This window comes from Psychroflexus sp. ALD_RP9 (assembly GCF_017311165.1).
Classification (GTDB): Bacteria; Bacteroidota; Bacteroidia; order Flavobacteriales; family Flavobacteriaceae; genus Psychroflexus.
Genome location: NZ_CP062973.1, coordinates 1,213,932 through 1,234,077 on the forward strand (window position 1 = coordinate 1,213,932; position 20,146 = coordinate 1,234,077).

General features: G+C 32.2%; 17 protein-coding genes. 11 read left to right on the forward strand and 6 right to left on the reverse strand.

The window, feature by feature from the left end:
- Nucleotides 1–22: 22 nt before the first annotated feature.
- Nucleotides 23–748, forward strand: coding sequence for a hypothetical protein (locus IMZ30_RS05800; protein WP_207039604.1), 726 nt, complete (start codon nucleotides 23–25; stop codon nucleotides 746–748).
- A gap of 79 nt (nucleotides 749–827) precedes the next feature.
- Nucleotides 828–3,257 (forward strand): ligase-associated DNA damage response DEXH box helicase, encoded by a 2,430-nt coding sequence (locus tag IMZ30_RS05805; RefSeq protein WP_207039605.1) that lies wholly within the window; start codon nucleotides 828–830, stop codon nucleotides 3,255–3,257.
- A gap of 18 nt (nucleotides 3,258–3,275) precedes the next feature.
- Here IMZ30_RS05805 and IMZ30_RS05810 read toward each other — a convergent pair whose 3' ends face one another.
- From IMZ30_RS05810 to IMZ30_RS05825, 4 genes are all read right to left on the reverse strand, one after another.
- Nucleotides 3,276–4,166 (reverse strand): hypothetical protein, encoded by an 891-nt coding sequence (locus tag IMZ30_RS05810; RefSeq protein ID WP_207039606.1) that lies wholly within the window; start codon nucleotides 4,164–4,166, stop codon nucleotides 3,276–3,278.
- A 302-nt stretch (nucleotides 4,167–4,468) separates the two neighbouring features.
- Complete coding sequence (gene pncA, locus IMZ30_RS05815) at nucleotides 4,469–5,062, reverse strand: bifunctional nicotinamidase/pyrazinamidase (RefSeq protein WP_207039607.1); 594 nt, start codon at nucleotides 5,060–5,062, stop codon at nucleotides 4,469–4,471.
- Between the two features lie 2 nt (nucleotides 5,063–5,064).
- Complete coding sequence (locus tag IMZ30_RS05820; RefSeq protein ID WP_207039608.1) at nucleotides 5,065–6,468, reverse strand: nicotinate phosphoribosyltransferase; 1,404 nt, start codon at nucleotides 6,466–6,468, stop codon at nucleotides 5,065–5,067.
- 49 nt (nucleotides 6,469–6,517) lie between these two features.
- Nucleotides 6,518–8,935, reverse strand: coding sequence for a tetratricopeptide repeat protein (locus IMZ30_RS05825; RefSeq protein ID WP_207039609.1), 2,418 nt, complete (start codon nucleotides 8,933–8,935; stop codon nucleotides 6,518–6,520).
- 82 nt (nucleotides 8,936–9,017) lie between these two features.
- Here IMZ30_RS05825 and pdeM point away from each other — a divergent pair, with 82 nt between their 5' ends.
- From pdeM to IMZ30_RS05840, 3 genes are all read left to right on the forward strand, one after another.
- Complete coding sequence (gene pdeM, locus IMZ30_RS05830; RefSeq protein ID WP_207039610.1) at nucleotides 9,018–9,650, forward strand: ligase-associated DNA damage response endonuclease PdeM; 633 nt, start codon at nucleotides 9,018–9,020, stop codon at nucleotides 9,648–9,650.
- Nucleotides 9,651–9,711: 61 nt separating this feature from the next.
- The gene (locus IMZ30_RS05835; RefSeq protein ID WP_317194398.1) at nucleotides 9,712–10,752 is read left to right on the forward strand and encodes a ferredoxin--NADP reductase; all 1,041 of its coding nucleotides are present in this window, start codon (nucleotides 9,712–9,714) and stop codon (nucleotides 10,750–10,752) included.
- Nucleotides 10,753–10,805: 53 nt separating this feature from the next.
- A complete protein-coding gene (locus tag IMZ30_RS05840) occupies nucleotides 10,806–11,567 on the forward strand; it encodes a YebC/PmpR family DNA-binding transcriptional regulator (RefSeq protein ID WP_207039611.1) in 762 nt (253 codons plus the stop codon).
- A 1-nt stretch (nucleotide 11,568) separates the two neighbouring features.
- Here the strand turns inward: IMZ30_RS05840 and IMZ30_RS05845 are convergent, their stop codons facing one another.
- Nucleotides 11,569–12,411, reverse strand: coding sequence for a GIN domain-containing protein (locus tag IMZ30_RS05845; protein ID WP_207039612.1), 843 nt, complete (start codon nucleotides 12,409–12,411; stop codon nucleotides 11,569–11,571).
- Nucleotides 12,412–12,513: 102 nt separating this feature from the next.
- On the opposite strand from IMZ30_RS05845, the gene IMZ30_RS05850 reads away from it, so the two are divergent.
- A complete protein-coding gene (locus tag IMZ30_RS05850; RefSeq protein WP_207039613.1) occupies nucleotides 12,514–13,179 on the forward strand; it encodes a hypothetical protein in 666 nt (221 codons plus the stop codon).
- An 18-nt stretch (nucleotides 13,180–13,197) separates the two neighbouring features.
- Here IMZ30_RS05850 and IMZ30_RS05855 read toward each other — a convergent pair whose 3' ends face one another.
- Complete coding sequence (locus IMZ30_RS05855) at nucleotides 13,198–13,935, reverse strand: lysophospholipid acyltransferase family protein (RefSeq protein WP_207039614.1); 738 nt, start codon at nucleotides 13,933–13,935, stop codon at nucleotides 13,198–13,200.
- Nucleotides 13,936–14,011: 76 nt separating this feature from the next.
- Here IMZ30_RS05855 and trpS point away from each other — a divergent pair, with 76 nt between their 5' ends.
- From trpS to IMZ30_RS05880, 5 genes are all read left to right on the forward strand, one after another.
- Nucleotides 14,012–14,980 (forward strand): tryptophan--tRNA ligase, encoded by a 969-nt coding sequence (gene trpS / locus IMZ30_RS05860; RefSeq protein WP_207039615.1) that lies wholly within the window; start codon nucleotides 14,012–14,014, stop codon nucleotides 14,978–14,980.
- A gap of 1 nt (nucleotide 14,981) precedes the next feature.
- Nucleotides 14,982–15,839: an aldo/keto reductase family oxidoreductase gene (locus IMZ30_RS05865; RefSeq protein WP_207039616.1), complete on the forward strand. Its 858-nt coding sequence runs from the start codon at nucleotides 14,982–14,984 to the stop codon at nucleotides 15,837–15,839.
- 64 nt (nucleotides 15,840–15,903) lie between these two features.
- On the forward strand, nucleotides 15,904–16,260 hold the full coding sequence (locus IMZ30_RS05870; protein WP_207039617.1) for a DUF2237 family protein: 357 nt from the start codon (nucleotides 15,904–15,906) through the stop codon (nucleotides 16,258–16,260).
- 186 nt (nucleotides 16,261–16,446) lie between these two features.
- On the forward strand, nucleotides 16,447–16,692 hold the full coding sequence (locus tag IMZ30_RS05875) for a hypothetical protein (RefSeq protein ID WP_207039618.1): 246 nt from the start codon (nucleotides 16,447–16,449) through the stop codon (nucleotides 16,690–16,692).
- Nucleotides 16,693–16,894: 202 nt separating this feature from the next.
- Nucleotides 16,895–19,690: a triple tyrosine motif-containing protein gene (locus IMZ30_RS05880; protein ID WP_207039619.1), complete on the forward strand. Its 2,796-nt coding sequence runs from the start codon at nucleotides 16,895–16,897 to the stop codon at nucleotides 19,688–19,690.
- Nucleotides 19,691–20,146 lie beyond the last annotated feature (456 nt).

The window sequence follows — 20,146 nt, forward strand, 5'->3', positions numbered from 1 at the left end:
AACTACTATTGAACCTAAACATATGCCTTTAAAAAACCTAGCTTTATTCATTTTTTTATTAAGTACTCAGCTTTGCTTATGCCAGCAATCAGCTTCAAGCTATACCAAATCGATCACTTTTGAGCGAACCTATTATACAAGTTTTGAAAGACACCATCAAACCAATAGAACTCATTTTTATGATCCTGATGATTATGGAGAACTTGTTCAACTTAGTAGAACTTATTTTTACGATCCTGCAGATTTAGAGCAGCATCTAATTATTGTAGGACAAAGTAAGGACAGCATTCATGCATTGCATGTAAATCATCGTAAGTACGGATTTCTTCATTTACTAAAAACAGATTTTCTTCAACTCGAAACGGTTACTTCTAATCTTCAAAAAGGCTATATTTATCGTATTCAAGGAAATAAAAAGAAAAAAAGATATTATTTAAAACACTACAAAATTATACGATTTAAAGATACGATTATCAATAATGAAGCTCATCATTATTTCGGAGTTGTACCTAAAAAGAAGAAGAAATTTAAGTACAGACCTAGAAGTCATTATATTGTTAAAAAAGATAGTAGTACTTTGCCGCTTGTACCCTATAATCATGCGCGTATTTTGCTTAATGAGTTAGACCATGAGATTAGAGGTTATATGAGGTTAGGTTTTAGAATGATTGGTAAAGATACTTCTGAAATTAGTCGTGGGTATAATGAAAATTCTATCTACAAAAAATTAAAAGTAATTGATGAGTAGGCGATGATTTTAACGCTAAACTAATCTTAAATCAAAGAATATCGTCGCTTATTATTTCAAACTGCCATACTTTTGAGTTATGAGCGATTTTAAGCTTTTTGAAAATTGGTTTGCTAAACAATCTTGGAAGCCATTTCAATTTCAAACCGACACTTGGCAAGCTTTTGCTGAAGGGAAACATGGTTTATTAAATGCGCCAACAGGTAGTGGTAAAACCTACGCACTTTGGGTGCCTATTATTCAAGAAATTATTCAAAATTCTAATTCACCTAAAGGCTTACAAGCGGTTTGGATTACACCTTTACGCGCTTTGTCGCAAGAAATACGGCAATCGGCTGAACGTTTAATTACTGACTTAGACTTAAATCTTAGCGTTGGTATACGAACAGGTGATACCAGCCAGAAAGAACGGCAACGCCAAAAACGACAAATGCCTCATCTTTTAATCACGACGCCCGAAAGTCTTCAATTACTGTTAGCTTCTAAAAATTACCCTAAAACCTTTAAAAACTGTCGGGCTGTTGTTGTTGATGAATGGCACGAACTTTTAGGCACCAAACGTGGCGTCCAAATGGAATTGGCATTATCACGACTTAAAGTTATACAACAAGCACTCAAAATTTGGGGTATTTCAGCCACAATTGGCAACTTAGAGCAAGCAAGAGATGTGCTTTTAGGTTTAAATTCTTCAACCCAAAACGCCTCTGTTTTAATTAAAGCACAACTTCATAAATCGATTGAAGTTAAAAGTTTAATTCCAAAAGAAATGGAACGCTTCCCTTGGCGTGGGCATATCGGACTTCATTTAATAGATGATGTGGTTAAGATTATCAAACAATCAAAAACCACTTTACTATTTACAAACACACGTTCCCAATGTGAAATTTGGTTTCAAAAGATTTTAGAAAAATATCCAGAGTTTGCAGGCGAATTTGCCATGCACCATGGTAGTATTAACAAAGACACGAGATTATGGGTAGAGCAAGCGATTAGAAACGAGAGTTTAAAAGCCGTTGTTTGCACCTCAAGTCTAGATTTAGGAGTCGATTTTGCACCAGTTGAAACTATTGTTCAAATTGGAGGCCCAAAAGGCGTTGCTAGATTTGTTCAACGAGCTGGCCGAAGTGGTCACCAGCCAGGAAAAACCAGTCGTATTTACTTTTTACCAACACATGCTATAGAATTGGTAGAAGCTGCAGCCTTACAAAAAGCAGTACAACAAGATTATGTTGAAGACCGCATGCCTTACCTAAACAGTTTTGATGTTCTCGTTCAGTATTTAACCACTTTAGCTGTATCTGATGGCTTTTATCCGAAGGATATTTATCCTGAAATTAAATCGACTTTTTGTTTTCAAGCCATGACAGAAGATAATTGGCGCTGGGCCTTGAATTTTATTACCAAAGGTGGTGAAAGTTTGCAAAACTACGATGAATACCACAAGGTAGAAATTGAAGAAGATGGCAAATTTAAAGTCAATAATCGCGGTATTGCTATGCGGCATCGACTGCAAATAGGAACTATAGTAAGCGATCAGGTTTTAAGTGTAAAGTATCTTAAAGGTGGTTTTATCGGTACTATAGAAGAGTGGTTTATTTCTAAACTTCAACCAGGGGATGTATTTACATTTGCAGGCCGAAATTTAGAATTAGTTCGGATCAAACAAATGCATGTTTTAGTGCGAAAATCAACCAAAAAAACTTCAAAAATTCCGAGTTGGATGGGCGGCCGATTGAGCCTATCTTCTCAAATGAGTGAACTTTTAAAAGCTGAATTGTATAACTACCAAACTTCAACTGCTGAAGAAATAAAAGCCTTAGCACCGGTTTTACAAACTCAGGCTGAAGTATCTTCGGTTCCCAAGCAACATCAGTTTTTAATTGAAGTCTTCAAAACACGCGAAGGTTACCACCATTTATTTTATCCCTTCGAAGGTCGTTTTGTGCATGAAGCCATGGGCAGTTTATTAGCCTATCGTATGAGCTTGTTGCAACCTATCAGCTTTTCGTTGGCCTTTAACGATTACGGCTTTGAGTTGCTCTCGAATCAACCTGTAGATCTGCAAGAGGTTGTAGACAATAATTTATTTTCACCAACCTATGTGCTAGACGATTTACAGAAAAGTTTAAACGCCACCGAAATGGCTCGCCGAAAGTTTAGAGATATTGCTGTTATTGCCGGACTTGTGTTTACGGGTTATCCTAATAAGCAACTCAAGAGCAAACATTTACAATCTAGCTCACAGCTTATTTTTGATGTATTTAAGGACTTTGAACCTGACAATCCCTTATTTAAACAAGCCATGACCGAAACCTTTGAATTTTCATTGGAGCATGGTCGTTTGCAACAAGCTTTAGAACACATCAGCACCCAAGAAATTTTGGTAAAGCAATGTCAACAACCTACGCCTTTTTCGTTTCCTATCATCACCGATCGCTTACGTGAAAAACTATCCTCTGAAAAGCTAGAAGACCGCATTCAAGCCATGCTGAAGAAGTTAAGGAAGTAATTTGTATTTAGCTGCTATTTATTCAGTGATAAGCTGATTAGATTTAAGAACTTGATCTAAGTTTTCTAAAATAATAGCTTTTGGTTGATGTTGCTTAGTTTTAATTGTAATGTTTATGTCATAAATCAACTTGTTTGATTGTTTAATCTTTGAAAGCTTTCTGTCATCTAAATGTTGATAAAAATCGGTGAACTTACATGAATTACAATTCCATAAAGTGTCTGAATATCTAATTTTATGTTTTGATATTAAACTAGTTTCTGCGTATTCTATATAAAATTGCTTTGTATTTATGCTTTTAAAATCACTTTGGTTACTATAAAAGTCTAAATTATAAAAGTCATAAGCAAATAAAGTTAATAGCGTATTTTTAACTATGTGATATGTTATGGCGGCAAACAGATTGTAGTTAAGCACGAGCCACAAAGCAATTAAATGTCCACCAAATCTTGATAAAAAAGAAAGAAAAAATAGATTATCATATTCAATTTGCTTAAAATGAATGGCTGAAAATAAAAATGCATTTGCATAAAGGGCTAAAACAAAATAAACTTTAGATTGGTGATATAGTTTATTAAGTAATATTAAACAAAGAAAAATAATTAAAGTAATTACGTTTATAAGTCTAACATTTAAAACAAAAAACACTAAGATTATAAGACCAAATAGGCCTAAAATTTTAAATATTCTATGCCTTAAAAAAATACTATCAAATACCAATTCTTCTAAAATTGGTCCCAGTGAAATACCGTATAAAATATAAAACCAAAACTGATTAATTGATGAATAGGTTTCAGTCTCTAAATTGTTGTCATTACTATTTATATTGTAAAACATTAAAAAAATTGAGGTAACAGATAAAGTTACCCCAATAATGAAAAGATGATTAAATTTTTTATTGTTAAACATAATTTTGCTCAACGTCCCGTAAAAATAAATTAATTTATGATTTTGTAAATTATTAAATTTGAATTGTAATGTAAGTTTTAATAAAAAAACAAAATCTTATATTAACACTTAAAATCACTCCACAAACATATTTTACAATAAAAGTATGTTTTAAACATTAGAAAGATATGTTTTTTGCTTCTGGTAGTAAGCTATTCGCTTAAAAAAATGCATCTAGAGTGTTAATAAGCGTATAAATTAGTTGAAAGGAAAAGTTGTCATAATATTACATCTTTCAGTATTTTCAACCAAAGAGTTTTGAGCTACTTATAACTCACCCCTAAGTTTTGTAATTCAATTTTTTGTTGATTATAGGTGGTAGGATTTAAGGCTTTAGTGGCAGCTTCAATTAAATTAACTTTAAAGCCTTGTTCTATAGCATCTTTAATACTAAAGTAAACACAAATATCGCCAGCCAGGCCGCAAATATCAAACTCAAAAACCCCTTTTGTTTTTAAATAACCTGATAATCCCGTATTTTTTTGTTTAAAATTATCAAAAAAACCACTGTAACTGTCTATTTCTGGGTGAAGCCCTTTTCTAAAAATAACTTCGATAGGCTTGGTGTTTAATTCTGGATGAAATTCGGCGCCGATGCTTCCTTGAACACAATGCGTTGGCCATAAGGTTTGTGAGTTTCCGTTAGCTAATTTAATGCTCTCAAAGGCTTGTTTTTGGGCATGATTATTTGCAAAACTCATGTGGTTTTCGGGATGCCAATCTTGCGTGGCTACGACTAAATCATAAGTAGAAATAATGGCATTAATAGGCTCTATAATTTTGTCACCATTTGGAACGGCTAATTGGCCACCTGGCATAAAATCGATTTGTGGGTCTATAATTAGTAATGTGTTCATTATCAAGATTTATAGGTTGTTCGTAATTGTTCGCGGTCTTCAAGTAGTTGTTGTGATAAACCAACTTTATAAATATGAGGATTGGCAAAGCGTTTAAATTCGGCCGGTAATTCAGCTAATCGCTCTGCCGAATAAGCTTTGATCTCATGTAATGATTTTGGGGAATTTTGGCGTTTTCCTTTAAGTACGATAGGTTTTAATAAAGCTTCAAACTTCAATTGGTCTAAAGGCATCGATTTAGTTAAATCAAAGGGATGAAACATTTGAGTGAAGTTTGGTGTTTCTTTAGCTTCAGCAATTAAATCTGCACCGATAAGTTCATTATTAGTATTGCGTAATCGATATACTTGTTTTTGATGTGGTAAAGTAGATTTGCTTATATTTTCAGATAATTTAATACGAGGTTTTTTATTAGCAAAGGCCAATTTATAAACGCCGTCTAAGGCGGCATCGGGATGACCAATAACTAAATTAGTTCCAACACCAAAAACATCAATCGGTGCGTTTTGCTCTTGTAGGCTTTTAATGACATGTTCATCAAGTTGATTTGAAACAGCTATTTTAACATCGCTTAAACCTTCAGCATCTAACTGTTCGCGGCATTGTTGTGAGAGGTAAGCTAAGTCACCACTGTCTATTCTAATACCTTTAAGTCGATGGCCTTGTGTTTTCAGCTGTTGAGCAACTTTAATAGCATTTGGTAGACCACTTTTAAGCGTGTTATAGGTGTCGATGAGTAAAATACAGTTTTCAGGATGTGCTTTTGCATAAGCTTTAAATGCATCAAGTTCATTATTATAGCTTTGTACAAATGCATGTGCCATAGTACCAGAAACAGGAATATTAAATTCATTTGCGGCTTTAACATTACTTGTAGCGTCAAATCCGCCGATAAAAGCGGCGCGTGAAGCAAAATGTGCACCAATGCCTTGGGCTCTTCGCATACCAAAATCAATTAAGGTTTGTTGTGGTGCTACTTGTCTCATCCGGCTAGCTTTTGTAGCTACTAAGGTTTGAAAGTTTAAGGTGTTAAGCAAAAAGGTTTCTATAATTTGCGCTTCTATGAGTGGCGCTTTGACTTGTAAAATTGGTCGTGTTGGAAACACAATATCACCTTCTTTTACACTAAAAATATCACCGGTAAATTGAAAATTAATTAAATAATCTAAAAAGCTTTGGTCAAAACCCTGATTTTTAAGATAATTAATGTCCTGTTTTGTAAAATTAAAATTTTCGAGTGCAGTAATAAAACTTTCTAAACCAGCAAAAATGGCGTAGCCGTTTTTAAAAGGGAGCTTTCTAAAAAAATAGTCGAAAACTGCCGTTTGGTTGTTTTGCTCTTGAAAGTAGACTTGCGCCATGGTAAGTTGATACAAGTCTGTATAAGTTGCTGAAAGTTGAAACATGAACTTTTTGTATCAAAAATAAGGGAAAACTTCGGCTGAAACGAAGGCTTTAGGTAGTTTTAACGGGAACTTCAAAACAGATTTTTGTACCTTGATTTGGCTTTGAATATTCTACCCAAATCTTGCCATCATTTTCTTCAATAAAACTTTTACAAAGTACGGCACCAATGCCACTACCTTTTTCTTGGCTTGTTCCGATAGCAGAAATAATATCATCGCTATCAAATAAGTTTTTAGCTGTTTGTTCACTCATTCCTATGCCTGTGTCTTCAATACAAACACGAGTGTGAGTTTCGTTTTGAGAAGCCGTAATTATAATTTTATCTTCTTTTTCACAAAACTTGATGGCGTTTGATATCAAGTTTCTTAAGCAAAGTTCCAGTGTGTTTTTGTCGATATAGATATTTAGACTTGTAGGAACTTGATTTATAATCTTAAGTTGTTTAGATTCAATAACCTGATTAAAATCATTAATGATGGTTGTTGTCAAGTCGTGTAAACCAATTGTAGTTTTATTTAATTTAAACTCATTTATAGATTGTTTGGCCCATTTTAATAAGTTGCTGATTAAGTTTTGGGTTGAATCAAGCTTGTGTTTAATTTTAGGTAACCATTGGTCAAACTCTTCTTTAGAGATTTTTTTTGAAAGATAAAAACTTAATATTTGATCAAGGTTAGTTAAAGGTTGTCTGAAATCATGAGATATGATAGATATTAAACGGTTTTTTTGGGTATGTAGTTTTTGGAGTTTGTTATTACGTAACTCAATTTCTTTAGAGTAACTTTCAAGTTGCTGGTTAGCTTTTGCTTGATTTTTTTTGAGAATTAATAATAGGATTATAATGATAATGGTACCTATTAATATTATGCTTAAACCAATAATAAAATTACGTCTTAAATTGAGTTTTAATTCACTTTCAACACTTTCTTGATTTCGTTCAAGCTGAAGTTGCTCTTTTAAATTTTTAAATTCGAGTTCGGCTTCTAGTTTACCTAGTTCTCGAGATTTATCTTGATTAAAAAGAGAGTCTTTTAGTTGTCTATGAAGTTCTAAGTACTCTAAAGATGTTTTGTAATTATTGTTAAGTTTAGCGAGCTTGTAGAGTAATTGTGTAGCTTCAGCTTCTTCACTTAGTGCTTGTGTTTTTCGGGCAAGCTTTAAAGCCTTATCGGCATAGGTTTGAGCAGAATCTAATTGATTTAAAGCTAAGCTAGCGTTTGATAAGCCTAAAAATGTAGAAGATTCGAGATAGTCTAAATTTAAATTGGTTAAAAGTTTTTTAGCTTTTAAATAAGTGTTTTTAGAGTCTTGATAGCGCCCTAAGCCAAACAAGTTGTTGGCTTGATTATTTAAGTTGCCAACAAGTTGTGGTTTACTATCCATTTTTAAATAAACCTCATAAGCTGTTTTGTATATTTGTAAGGCTTCGTTAGGTTTGTCTTCTTCAACTACCATTGCAATGTTGGTAAGCGCAGCTGCATAAGCATAATCATCTATGCCTTTTATTATTTTAGCCGATTTTTGGTAAAGTTCTAAGGCTTTTTCATTATCGTTTAGCTCTAAGTAATTATTAGCTAGATTGAGCAGTAAAATGGCTTCCATTCTTGGATTATTAATTGCTCTTGCAGCATCTAAAGCTTCATCAAAATATTCTATTGAATTTAAATAATTACCTCTTTTACGCTCAATATCTGCAAGATTGTTAGCCATTGCCACGGCATCTCTAGATCGGCCAACTTCCTTAAAAATCTTTAAACTTTTCTGAAAGGAAGCAACAGCAGAGTCAAACTTTCCTTGCTCTGTATAAACTAAACCGAGACCACTAAGTACACTGCCACGAGAACCTTTGTCTTTAAGGGTTTTATTAATTTCTTTTGCGACATTATAATTTTTTAAAGCTTCATTTAAGTCGCCTTGCTTTAAATAAATGCCACCTATATTATAATAATTATTAAAAAGACCTTGATTAGATTTTACTTTAGTATTAAAATAAATTGCCGAATCATAAGCTTTAAGCGATTCTTTAAGCAAGCCAAAATTTTTATATAAGTTGGCGAGGTTATTATAAGCTTTTGCTATTCTAGCAGAGTCTTTTATTTTTTTATAAAATGAAATTGCTTGGTTAATTGACTTGAAACTCTTTTGTCTATTGCCATCAAAAAAATAAAATGTTGCTAAATTTTTGCGGGCATCTGCAATACCTATTTCATAATTAATTTTATTAGCAATTGAAATTGCTTTTTCTGCATTGGGCTTAATGCTATCGTACTTAATGTAAATATATTCGTAAGCGATTCGGTTAAAAAGGTCTACTTTTGCTTTTTGAGAAGAGGCTTTTACAAGCTCAGCTTTTAGGCTGTCAATTTTAGGGTGCTGATTAGAGGCAAACAAACAATGGTTTGTTATGCATAAAACCAAACAAACCAAAAACTTTTTAATACACATATTGGTTGGTTGTTGTGTCAAAGTTATTATTTTGATTAAAGTTAAGCAATAATTATAATTTAAATACCAGTCTTTTATCTAAATTTCATTAAAGTTTGATAATTTGAATCTAAAAATTTATAACACAAATATAGAGCTGCACTATTCTGGCGCAGTGTTTATTAAACAAATGAGCACTTTAATTATAGCCGATGTGCATTTGGGAAAAATTGAACACTTTAGAAAACATGGGAGTGCTATTCCGCCAATTTTAAGTTTAAAAAATTATATTGAACTAGATCGTGTAATTAATCATTTTCAACCAGAAACACTTATCTTTTTGGGAGACTTATTTCATTCTACCAAAAATAGCGATTGGCAACGTTTTACAAAATGGGTTAAGCTCCATCATCATTTAAAATTTAGGCTGGTCATTGGTAATCATGATTTGATTTCTAACCGAGAAATTGAAAATTTAGGCATAGAAACTTCAACCGAAGTTTACTTACAAGACTTCAAACTCACGCATCATCCTGAGGTTACAGAAGACTATTTTAATATTTGTGGCCACATTCACCCTGGTTTTCATCTTAAAGGTTCAGCTAAACAATCGCTAAAATTAGCCTGTTTTTACCACAAGCCTCAGCAACTTATTTTACCAGCTTTTGGTGCATTTACAGGTAAGTTTATAATCTCACCACAAGAAAACGAGCATGTCTATGCCATTGCTGAGCAAAACGTACTTAAAATTTTATAAGGAACTATTAATTTAAGCTTGATTTTAAGCTAAGATTGTATTTTTGTTTAAAATTTTAATTATGAAATTTTATACACTTCAAATTCAACATATTAATCGCCAAACAGATAAGGCTGTCGAACTTATATTTAAAGTCCCTGAAAATTTAAAATCTGAATTTAATTATTTGCCTGGGCAATATTTAACGCTTCAAACTTCAATTGAAGGTGAAGATGTGAGACGTTCTTATTCTATTAGCTCTTCGCCAGATGAAGCTTTGTCGGTTGTGGTTAAAGCGATAGATCAAGGTGTATTTTCAAACTACGTTAATACACAATTAAAACCAGGCGACAGTTTAGGTGTTCACGCTCCGGAAGGTAATTTTACTTTGCCAGAACAAATTGAAGACAAACAGTTTATTGCATTTGCTGCTGGTAGTGGCATTACGCCAATTATGAGCATGATTAAATCTGTTTTAAAACAAAGTTCAAGGTCTAAATTTGTATTGGTTTACGGCAATAAATCGCCAAAGTCAAGTATTTATTTACAAGAGTTGTTAACTTTTCAGCAAAGCTATCCTGAGCGATTTTTTATAGAGTCTATTTATAGCGAAACCAAAGAGGATAACGCACAATTTGGTCGTATTGAAACACCTACTATTAATTATGTGATTAAAAACAAGTATGCCAACTTCAATTTTAATCAAGTTTATCTTTGCGGACCAGAACCGATGATAAACAATGCTATTAAAGTACTAAAAGAACAAGAAATCCCTGAAGAAAACATCAATTTTGAACTTTTCTTTTCAGCTGAAGATGCCGAAGCTAGTCAAAATCATGACGGTCAAACACAAGTTAAAGTGATTTTAGATGATGAAGAATTTGAATTTAGCATGCCTAAAGACCAAAAAATTCTTGATGCGATTTTAGAGCAAGACATCGATGCACCTTATTCATGCCAAGGTGGAATTTGCAGTAGTTGTGTTGCAAAAATTACCGAAGGAAAAGCTGAAATGATAAAAAACCAAATACTTACTGATGAAGATACCGCTGAAGGTTTAATTTTAACCTGCCAAGGACTTCCATTAAGTGAAAACCTGACGATTGATTATGACGATGTTTAAACAAAATGCTTAAACACTAGACTTAACAACCATTAATTTAGAAACCAAGAATTATGGCAGGACATAGTAAATGGGCTAATATTAAACATAGAAAAGGCGCCCAAGATAAAAAGCGTGCAAAAGAATTTACAAGAGCAATAAAAGATATTTCGGTTGCTGTAAAAGAAGGTGGCGGCGCAGATCCAGAATCTAATCCTTCGCTTCGTAACGCTATTGCCAACGCAAAAGGCGTAAATATGCCTAAAGACACGATTCAACGTGCCATTAAAAAGGCCTCTGGCGCCGATGCCGAAAATTACGAAACCGTCACTTTTGAAGGTTATGGCCCCAATGGCATCGCTATTTTTGTAGAATGCACAACAGATAATACCAACCGAACGGTAGCTTCAGTACGTTCTATTTTTTCAAAAAACGGCGGAAGTTTAGGTACTAATGGTTCATTAGAGTTTTTATTCGACCATAAAGGCGTATTTACCATTGCCAAACAAAATCTTACACAAGATATTGAAGAATTAGAGCTCGAATTAATTGATGGTGGCGCGACAAGCTTTGAAAATGAAACCGACTTTTTAACAGTTTATACAGACTTTAATGACTTCGGAAAAATGAATCAGAAGCTTGAAGACTTATCAATAGAAACTAAAAATGCTGGTTTACAAAGAATACCACTAAACACGACAGAATTACCAATTGAAGATGCCATCAAAATCATGAACCTTATCGATAAGTTTGAAGATGATGATGATGTTCAAAACGTTTATCATACCCTTGAAATAACCGACGAATTAATTGAAGCTTTAAACAAAGACCAATAGTTTAGTCCTGTTTTAATAATTGCGCTTTATTTTTAAAGGCATCTATACGAATACGCGCTTCGCCAAACAGTTCAATAACACTTTTTCCTGAGGCTGAAATATTTACAAGGTTTTCTACAAAAATAGCTACTTCAGCGTCTTCAGAAGTGTAGAGATCTAAATTCATTATTTTAAATTTTTCAGCATTTACTTTAGAAGAATGATTGGCCGTCAGTTTTGCCTTTTTTGCAAAACCTGATAAGCTTAAATCAGCTTTATCATTTATAGAAAGTGTTAAGCTCTCACTATTTAATTCGATATTGTTATTACTTTTTTTATTCAAATTTAAGATTGCTTTTTGACTTTCAATTTCAAGTTTGCAATTGGTAGACACCTTAAAACCTTCACTATTGTTGTTGTTGAGTGTAAATTCATCGCATTTAATTTGCGTATCTATCGAAGCATCATCATTTAAAGTAAGGTTAAGTTGTGTGGTAGAAACTTTGTCTTTAGCCTTTAAAGTTGCTTCATCATTAAGTACAATTGTTTTTAAGTCGTCAGTGTATCTTACCATAACTTTAAAAGACTTTGAACGTTTTACCTCTTTGCTTACCGAAATATTTAAAACCCTATTAGATAAATCGATTTGAACAGCTGAGTGTAAGTTAGAGTCAGCTTCTAGAGTAACCGATGCTCGTGCTGATTTGATTAATTCGATCTCTAAATTAGAGCCTGCAATTAGGGTTTCTATTGGCTCATCAAAAATTTGCTGTTGTTCTTTAACCTCTCGGTTTCCCACAATTTTAGATTGAGCCTTTAGGCTTGTGGCGCTTGTTAAAAATAATATTAACAAAATTATTGGCATAATAATTGGGTTGCTAGTCATAATATGAAGTTAAAATTAAGGATACAAAACTCTTAAATTTTAGCTTTATAAAGCAACATTTAATAATAAAAATACAAACACATGAAAACAACACTACTTACTTTATGTTTTGTTTTGAGCTTTGGTTTTAGTTTTAGCCAAAGTGATTCGACCTCAACAAAACCAATCGACCTTATTTATTATATTGGTTTTGGTATTCAAAACTCCGATGATTTTAATCTTTCTTCGGCACTTCAAAATGATGAATTCCCAGAAATTAGAACAACCGATTTTGAGATGTCACTAGGTTTTACCGTGCAAACACCTAAAAGCATGTACAGTTTAGAATGGGCTAATTCAGGATCTGAAGATGATCAAAACGGTTATAATTATGAATTATCTCGTAATATAATAGGTTTAGGTTATCAATATAATTTATTTAAAATTAACCAACATAAATTTAATCTCGGTGCCCGAATTAATTACACTTTTATTGAAAATGAGCTTTATAACACTAACAGCGAAGCCGATTTAGCCAACCCGTCTAATTTAGGCGAGCTTACCAAAATAGATTTAAACAATTGGTATTTAGGACCAGTGATGAGTTTTCAATTTAACGACAAAGACTTAGAACCTTGGTTAAGATTACAAGTAAGCTACGACTTCAATTTATCTCAAAACTCATGGGATTCTGACTACACTCAATTAATAAACACAATTGAAGAAGACCAGCACATGTTTAGATTTCAAGCTATATTTCCATTTTAAAGCTTGCAAAAACTGAAGTTACCATTCTAAAGAAGAAGCAATAGCGGCTCGGGTTTCAGCCTTGAGCCGTTTTTTATGTTCTACTGTTAAGCTTAAACCTTGGGTTGAAATAAACGGATGAATAACAGCTCTTAAAATACCTGGCGATCCTGTAAAAAACTCATAGCGAAAGCGCTTTTTGTTATCTGTAAAGCTAATAGGTACAATAGGTATTTGGTGCTCGATAGCAAGTCTAAACGCACCATCTTTAAACTCATCTAGCATCATCGTAATATCGTCAGGAACACCGCCTTCAGGAAAAATGCAAATGCTTGTGCCTCGACTTAAACGTCTTTGTGCTTCTACAAAAGCATCACGCCGACTTTGCGGACTTTTACGATCTACTAAAATGCACATTCTTTTATAGAAAAAACCAAATACAGGCAATTTGCTTAACTCTTTTTTTCCGATAAAAACAAACGGCGATTTACTTACATAAAGCATCATCATAATATCAATCATGCTCGTATGATTAGCTGTAAGCATGTAACTTTTGTCTTTTTCAAGTTTTTGTAAGAAACTAATTTTTGGTATAAAGCCCATACCAAACAAAATAATTTTCGCCCAAAATCGGGCAATACGATAAGCATATTTATAATGCTTTTCTTTGGTAGTTGTTGCTAAAAGTGCTGGAAATAAAAGTAAAATAGGAACTATGACTAAGAGATAAAACCACAGTCTCCAAACAATTATAAATGGAATCTTAATAAATCGCATAGCTGCCAAATTTAGTAAACTCTATTGATACTGAAAGCTTTTAATTATCTTTGACGCCTTAAACATTATTAGAAGCATGTCAAGAATATTAACAGGCGTTCAAAGTACTGGCGTCCCACATTTAGGAAATTTATTAGGTGCTATAATACCAGCTATAGAAATGGCTAACCAACCAAATAATGATTCGTTTTTATTTATTGCTAACTTGCATACACTTACACAGATAAAGGATTCTAAAATTTTAAAAGAGAATACTTATGCTACAGCAGCTACTTGGTTAGCGTTTGGCTTAGACGTAAATAAAAGTACCTTTTACAGGCAAAGTGATGTACCTCAAGTAACAGAATTAACTTGGTATTTAAACTGTATGTTTCCATACCAAAGGCTTACGCTAGCGCATTCATTTAAAGATAAAGCTGACCGTCTCGCTGATGTTAACGCCGGCTTATTTACTTATCCGATGCTTATGGCAGCCGATATTTTGCTTTATGACGCTGAAATAATTCCGGTAGGCAAAGACCAATTGCAACATATTGAAATGACGCGAGATGTAGCTGAGCGATTTCATGCTAAATTTGGTGATACCTTTGTGCTACCAAAAGCTCAAATCGCAGAAAACACCAAATATATTCCTGGGACTGATGGCGAAAAAATGAGTAAGTCTAAAGGCAATACCATTAATTTGTTTCAAACAGATAAACAATTACGAAAACAAATTATGAGTATTCAAACCGATAGCACGCCACTTGAAAAACCAAAAAACCCAGAAACTTGTAATGTTTTTCAACTTTTCAAGCTATTAGGTAATGCCAATCAAACTGAAGACTTACGAGCGAAATATTTAGCTGGTAATTTTGGTTACGGTCATGCTAAACAAGCTTTATTTGAGCTGATCGTTGAAAAATATCAAAAGCAACGCCAAGCTTTTACAGATTACATGAATGATAAAGCAGAATTAGACAATCAGCTTGAGATTGGTGCCCAAAAAGCAGCAGATGTGGCTAATGATGTGCTAAATCGCGTGCGAACAAAACTTGGCTATTAAAATGAAGTTGTCTCCTTTAATTCAAGGCTGTATGACTTATGGTCGATGGGGAAAGCAGTTAACGACTCAAGAAATTTCTCAACGCATCGAAGCTAATTTTGAAAACGGTATTACCAGTTTTGACCATGCCGATATTTATGGTGATTATACCACGGAAGCTGATTTTGGAAATGCTTTAAAAGCAAGCAAAATTAATCGAAAAGATATTCAAATTATTTCGAAATGTGGCATACAATTACCGTCTAAAAAGCGCCAAAATCTTTTGAAGCATTACCAGTATAATGCAGATTATATCGTTGTTCAAGCCAAACAAAGTATTACCAATTTAAAGTGTGACTATTTAGATGTTTTTTTATTGCATCGACCGAGTCCGCTTATGCAAAGCGATGAAATTGCTAAAGCTGTAAAGCAACTTCAAAATGAAGGTTTAATTAAACAGTTTGGTGTGTCTAACTTCAGTTTAGCACAAATTGACTATTTAAGCGCTAGTGTTAAAATTGCTTATCACCAAATTCAAATTTCGCTTACACATCTTGATGCCTTAGAGAGTGACCATTTATATGGTTTAGTTCAACGGCAAATTCAGCCTATGGCTTGGCAGCCTTTAGGTGATATTTTTAAATTAAGTACTGACAATCGATTAAAAAAAGTTTTGGCAGAATTAGGTATCAAATATTCAGTCACAGAAGCTCAACTTGCATTATTATTTCTGAACAAACTACCATTTGATATTTTGCCAATTATAGGTACAACATCGATTAATAGAGCAAAGTTATTAGTAGAAACACAGCAGCTTAATCTAGAACGTCAAGACTGGTTTAAACTTTATGAAGCCTCACGTGGCTTTAAAGTAGCTTAGATTTAAGATTAGTTTAAGCTTAAGATTAAAAAACCTCTACTATTTTAGTAGTTAAACTTTAGTTATGGCTAAAAATGTATTAGGTACAGAATTGCAAGCCTGTTCTTTTAACCCCAAAACTGGTGTCTTTAGAGATGGATATTGCAGTTACACTAAGCAAGATCCAGGTTTACATATTGTTGCCGCTCAAGTAACGCAAGGTTTTTTAGAGTGGAATAAAGCGCGAGGTAATGACTTAATTACGCCAAAACCAGAATGGCAATTTACAGGACTTCAAGCTGGAGATTGGTGGTGTATTTGTATGGGTGTTTGGCTAAGAAGTCGTGAAGCAGGTTACCCTTTAAAGTTAAAGCTTGAAGCTTGTCATGAAAAAATGCTTGATTATTTAAGTTTAGAAGAGTTGAAGGCATACGCTTATTAAATACTTAGCTTTAGCTTTAGCAAAACCACTTCTAATTTCAATTATTTGAAATATAAGGTTTGAGTTAAATCATATTGACATAAAATCAACTTTAATCCTATTATTTTAGATGATGCAGAAATCAAACTAAAAAGTAAATCTTTTGATTGTGGCGGCAGAATGATTAACCGTGATTTTAATAAGTTAATGCAATCTGAAGACTACCCTTACATAAGTATTACACTTACCCAAATTAATTTAAAAGAGAACCTGTTTGAAGTTCAAGCTATTATTAAAATAGCACATCAAACTAAGTCTTACTCTTTTAATATTTTACCACAACAGGATAATAATTATCGAGGCTATTTGAAATTAAATATTAATGATTTTGATATGGAAGCACCAAGAAAACTTCTAGGCACCATTCAAGTTGACCCTATAATTAATTATTGAATTTGATTTAAATTTAGAGCTTAAATAAGCTTATAACCAACTATACATTTTTATTACAAATTATTTTTTTAGGTTCGATTTCTCTTAAAAATTTAGCTTAATCTAATAGTTTTTAGAATTTTAATTGTTTTAGTGATATATTGTTGTAATTTACAGTCAAATAATCTACCACAACATTTCTAAAATAGATTTACTCATTATTATGAATTGCTCAAAACAGTTATTTTTCATATTTACCACATTTTTATGTTATCCTATTTTAAGTTTTTCACAAGAATTACCACCGGTTTTAAGTTTCACTACAGAAGACTATAATGCTGATAATCAAAATTGGTCTGTGACCCAAGCAAACAATAAAGATTTGTTTTTTGCAAATAGTAAAGGCCTTTTAAAATTTGATGGTGAGCGTTGGGAGTTACTAGGTTCACCTAATAAAACTATTTTAAGATCTGTTTTTGCAGCAGATAGCTTAATTTATAGCGGTGCTTATATGGATTTTGGTGTATGGAAGAAAAATGGACAGAACAATTACCAATACACTTCATTATCTAAAGATTTAGATTTAATAGAAGATGAACAATTCTGGAAAATAGATCAACTAAATCAATTTATTGCATTTCAGTCCCTACATTCTATTTACCTCTATAATACAACTACTAAATCTTTTGAAGTGATTACCTCTGAATTTGGCATTACAAAAATGATGGTTGTAAATAATATTCTTTATTACCATAAAGTTGATGAAGGTGTTTTTAAACTTATCAATGGTCAAGAAGTTCCAGTTAATACAACTCCATTAATTAAAAAAAGTCTTGTTTTAAATATCTACGATATCGATAATCAACTTTATGCTCAAACTCAGTATAAAGGCATTATTAAGCTAAGTGATAATTCAAATTATCTTCCTCACAATTATCTTGATTTATGGCCTAATATTTCTGTTTACAATAGCATTCAAGTTGATAATGGTGGTATCTATTTAGGAACAATTTCACATGGCTTATTAAAACTCTCTAATCATGAGATTAAATTTCATTTAAATCAAGAAAATAATTTAAATAATAATACAATTTTAAACCTATTTCAAGATGTAGAAGGTAATATTTGGCTTGGCTTAGATAACGGTATTAACTGCGTAAATACAGCATCTAAAATTAGCATTTATAATGATGGGAATGGTGATTTAGGCACAGTTTACACCTCTATTAAAATTAAAGACACTATTTATTTAGGGACTAATCAAGGTTTGTTTTTTCGTGATGAAAAAAGTTCTAAATTTAATTTTATCAAAGGAACTAAAGGTCAAGTCTGGACATTGTTTAATCATGATAATCAGTTATTTTGTGGTCATAATTCAGGTACTTTTTTAATTAATAAAGCTAATGCAAAGCTTCTAAGTAATGCACAAGGCACCTGGTCGTTTAAAGCTATTGATCAAAACACGCTTATATCAGGAAATTACAATGGCCTTCACAAGTATAAAAAATCAGACTCTACTTGGGTTTATGACCAAAAAATCAAGGGCTTTAATATTTCTACCAAATATTTTGAGTTTGTTAATAAAAACGAAATTTTAGTTAACCATGAATACAAAGGGATTTATAAGTTAAAGTTAAATGATTCATTAACTGAAATAACTTCGGTTAAAAAAGATTTTTCTGTACCAAAGGGTTTATATTCTTCTATTATTAAATATCAAAATAAAATTTTATACGCTTACAAAAATGGAATTTTTAGTTATAATCACACTAAAAAGCAATTCCAAAAGGACAGTATTCTTTCTCAATTCTATACCAATAATCAATATACCTCTGGTCGGTTGGTAAAAACAAAAGATGGTAAGATTTGGATTTTTTCTAAATCAGATATAACCTTATTATTGCCAAGTTCGCTAAAAAGTGGCTATACGACTAAAAACATTCCTATTAATAATGAAAGTAGACGTCAAATATCTGGTTATGAAAATGTTAGTTTAGTGGCGCCTGATAGTTATCTGCTAGGCAGTAGTAATGGATACTTAAAACTTAATCTTAGTGATTTTGAGCGACCAAAAGCTGAAGTAAACTTGAGCAAAATTGTAGTATCTTCTAAAAACAAGGACACATCATTTGTAGCAACTGCTAGTAGTAACATCTTTAAAAATAAGCATAATGATGTTGCGTTTTTTTTTACTGCCTATAATTATCAGTCAGTCTTTAAAAGTGAATACCAGTACAAGTTAGATAACTATAGTAATAAATGGAGTGAATGGCAACCTGATGGTCAAGTCAACTTTAAAAACTTACCTTACGGTAAGTACACATTTAAATTGAGATCTAGAATTGGAAAAGGAAACCTAAGCGATGTGGTCAGCTATAAGTTTGAGATTAAAAAACCCTTCTATCTAACAAATAAAATGATGATTTTATATGCTTTCGTATTGATAGGCATGGGCTTTTTTATTAATTTTCTATATAAACTCTATTATAAAAAGCAAAAAAGGCAACTACAAGATAAGCTTAAAAACGATCTCGAATTAAAAGAGCTTGAGTCACAACGAAAAATTATGCGTATAAAAAACGAAAAACTTGAGCAGGATATTGATAATAAAAATAGAGAGTTAGCTATTTCGACAATGAGTTTAATAAAGAAAAATGAATTTTTAGCTTCAATTAAAAAAGACCTAAAAGAGGTTAAAGCTAATAAGGGAAAGCAGCTAGATCATGTTCTTAAAACAATTAATAAGAATTTGAACAATTCCGATGATTGGAGTTTTTTTGAAGAAGCTTTTAACAATGCTGATAAAGATTTTCTCAAGAAAATCAAGTCTAAGCATCCTTCTTTAACACCAAACGATTTAAGGCTTTGCGCATACTTACGCTTAAACTTATCTTCTAAAGAAATTGCACCGCTCTTTAATATTTCAACTAGAAGTGTAGAAGTAAAACGATACCGATTACGAAAAAAAATGGATTTAGATAGAAACGCTAGTTTAACTAACTATATTTTAGAACTTTAATTATTTAGTAAACAGAATAATTTTTAAAAGCAGTACGATCAATTTTAAACCTCTAAGTTAAAGAGCCAAACACTTTTATTAGAAAAACTGATGTTTAAAATAAATCACCTTTTTGTAAAGTTAATACATCTAAAATCTAATTTAAATCTAGAACAGATGATGTGACCAACCAATTACCTAATTAGTCACAGCTTAAGTTTCTTCCGTAAATATTCTAAAATCTCTATTAGCTAAATCTATACGAAAACGATTGCGTAGCTAGGCTGTTTTCCTTTCAATCGAAATGTAAAAGCAATAAATATCACCTTTACAAATCATATTTGAAACTATACATTACCTATACAAACCCTATAATTTGTTTATAAATTTAAAAATGTAATAATAATGGATATTTCTTATAATCAAGCTTTACACTGTTTTTTTAAAGATATGTCAATAATTATGTTTTTATATTGC

Coding starts and splice junctions, on each gene's coding strand:
- IMZ30_RS05800 (WP_207039604.1), top strand. CDS start 23: ATGCCTTTAAAAAACCTAGCTTTATTCATTTTTTTATTAAGTACTCAG.
- IMZ30_RS05805 (WP_207039605.1), top strand. CDS start 828: ATGAGCGATTTTAAGCTTTTTGAAAATTGGTTTGCTAAACAATCTTGG.
- IMZ30_RS05810 (WP_207039606.1), bottom strand. CDS start 4,166: ATGTTTAACAATAAAAAATTTAATCATCTTTTCATTATTGGGGTAACT.
- pncA (WP_207039607.1), bottom strand. CDS start 5,062: ATGAACACATTACTAATTATAGACCCACAAATCGATTTTATGCCAGGT.
- IMZ30_RS05820 (WP_207039608.1), bottom strand. CDS start 6,468: ATGTTTCAACTTTCAGCAACTTATACAGACTTGTATCAACTTACCATG.
- IMZ30_RS05835 (WP_317194398.1), top strand. CDS start 9,712: ATGAAATTTTATACACTTCAAATTCAACATATTAATCGCCAAACAGAT.
- IMZ30_RS05840 (WP_207039611.1), top strand. CDS start 10,806: ATGGCAGGACATAGTAAATGGGCTAATATTAAACATAGAAAAGGCGCC.
- IMZ30_RS05845 (WP_207039612.1), bottom strand. CDS start 12,411: ATGCCAATAATTTTGTTAATATTATTTTTAACAAGCGCCACAAGCCTA.
- IMZ30_RS05850 (WP_207039613.1), top strand. CDS start 12,514: ATGAAAACAACACTACTTACTTTATGTTTTGTTTTGAGCTTTGGTTTT.
- IMZ30_RS05855 (WP_207039614.1), bottom strand. CDS start 13,935: ATGCGATTTATTAAGATTCCATTTATAATTGTTTGGAGACTGTGGTTT.
- trpS (WP_207039615.1), top strand. CDS start 14,012: ATGTCAAGAATATTAACAGGCGTTCAAAGTACTGGCGTCCCACATTTA.
- IMZ30_RS05865 (WP_207039616.1), top strand. CDS start 14,982: ATGAAGTTGTCTCCTTTAATTCAAGGCTGTATGACTTATGGTCGATGG.
- IMZ30_RS05870 (WP_207039617.1), top strand. CDS start 15,904: ATGGCTAAAAATGTATTAGGTACAGAATTGCAAGCCTGTTCTTTTAAC.
- IMZ30_RS05875 (WP_207039618.1), top strand. CDS start 16,447: ATGCAATCTGAAGACTACCCTTACATAAGTATTACACTTACCCAAATT.
- IMZ30_RS05880 (WP_207039619.1), top strand. CDS start 16,895: ATGAATTGCTCAAAACAGTTATTTTTCATATTTACCACATTTTTATGT.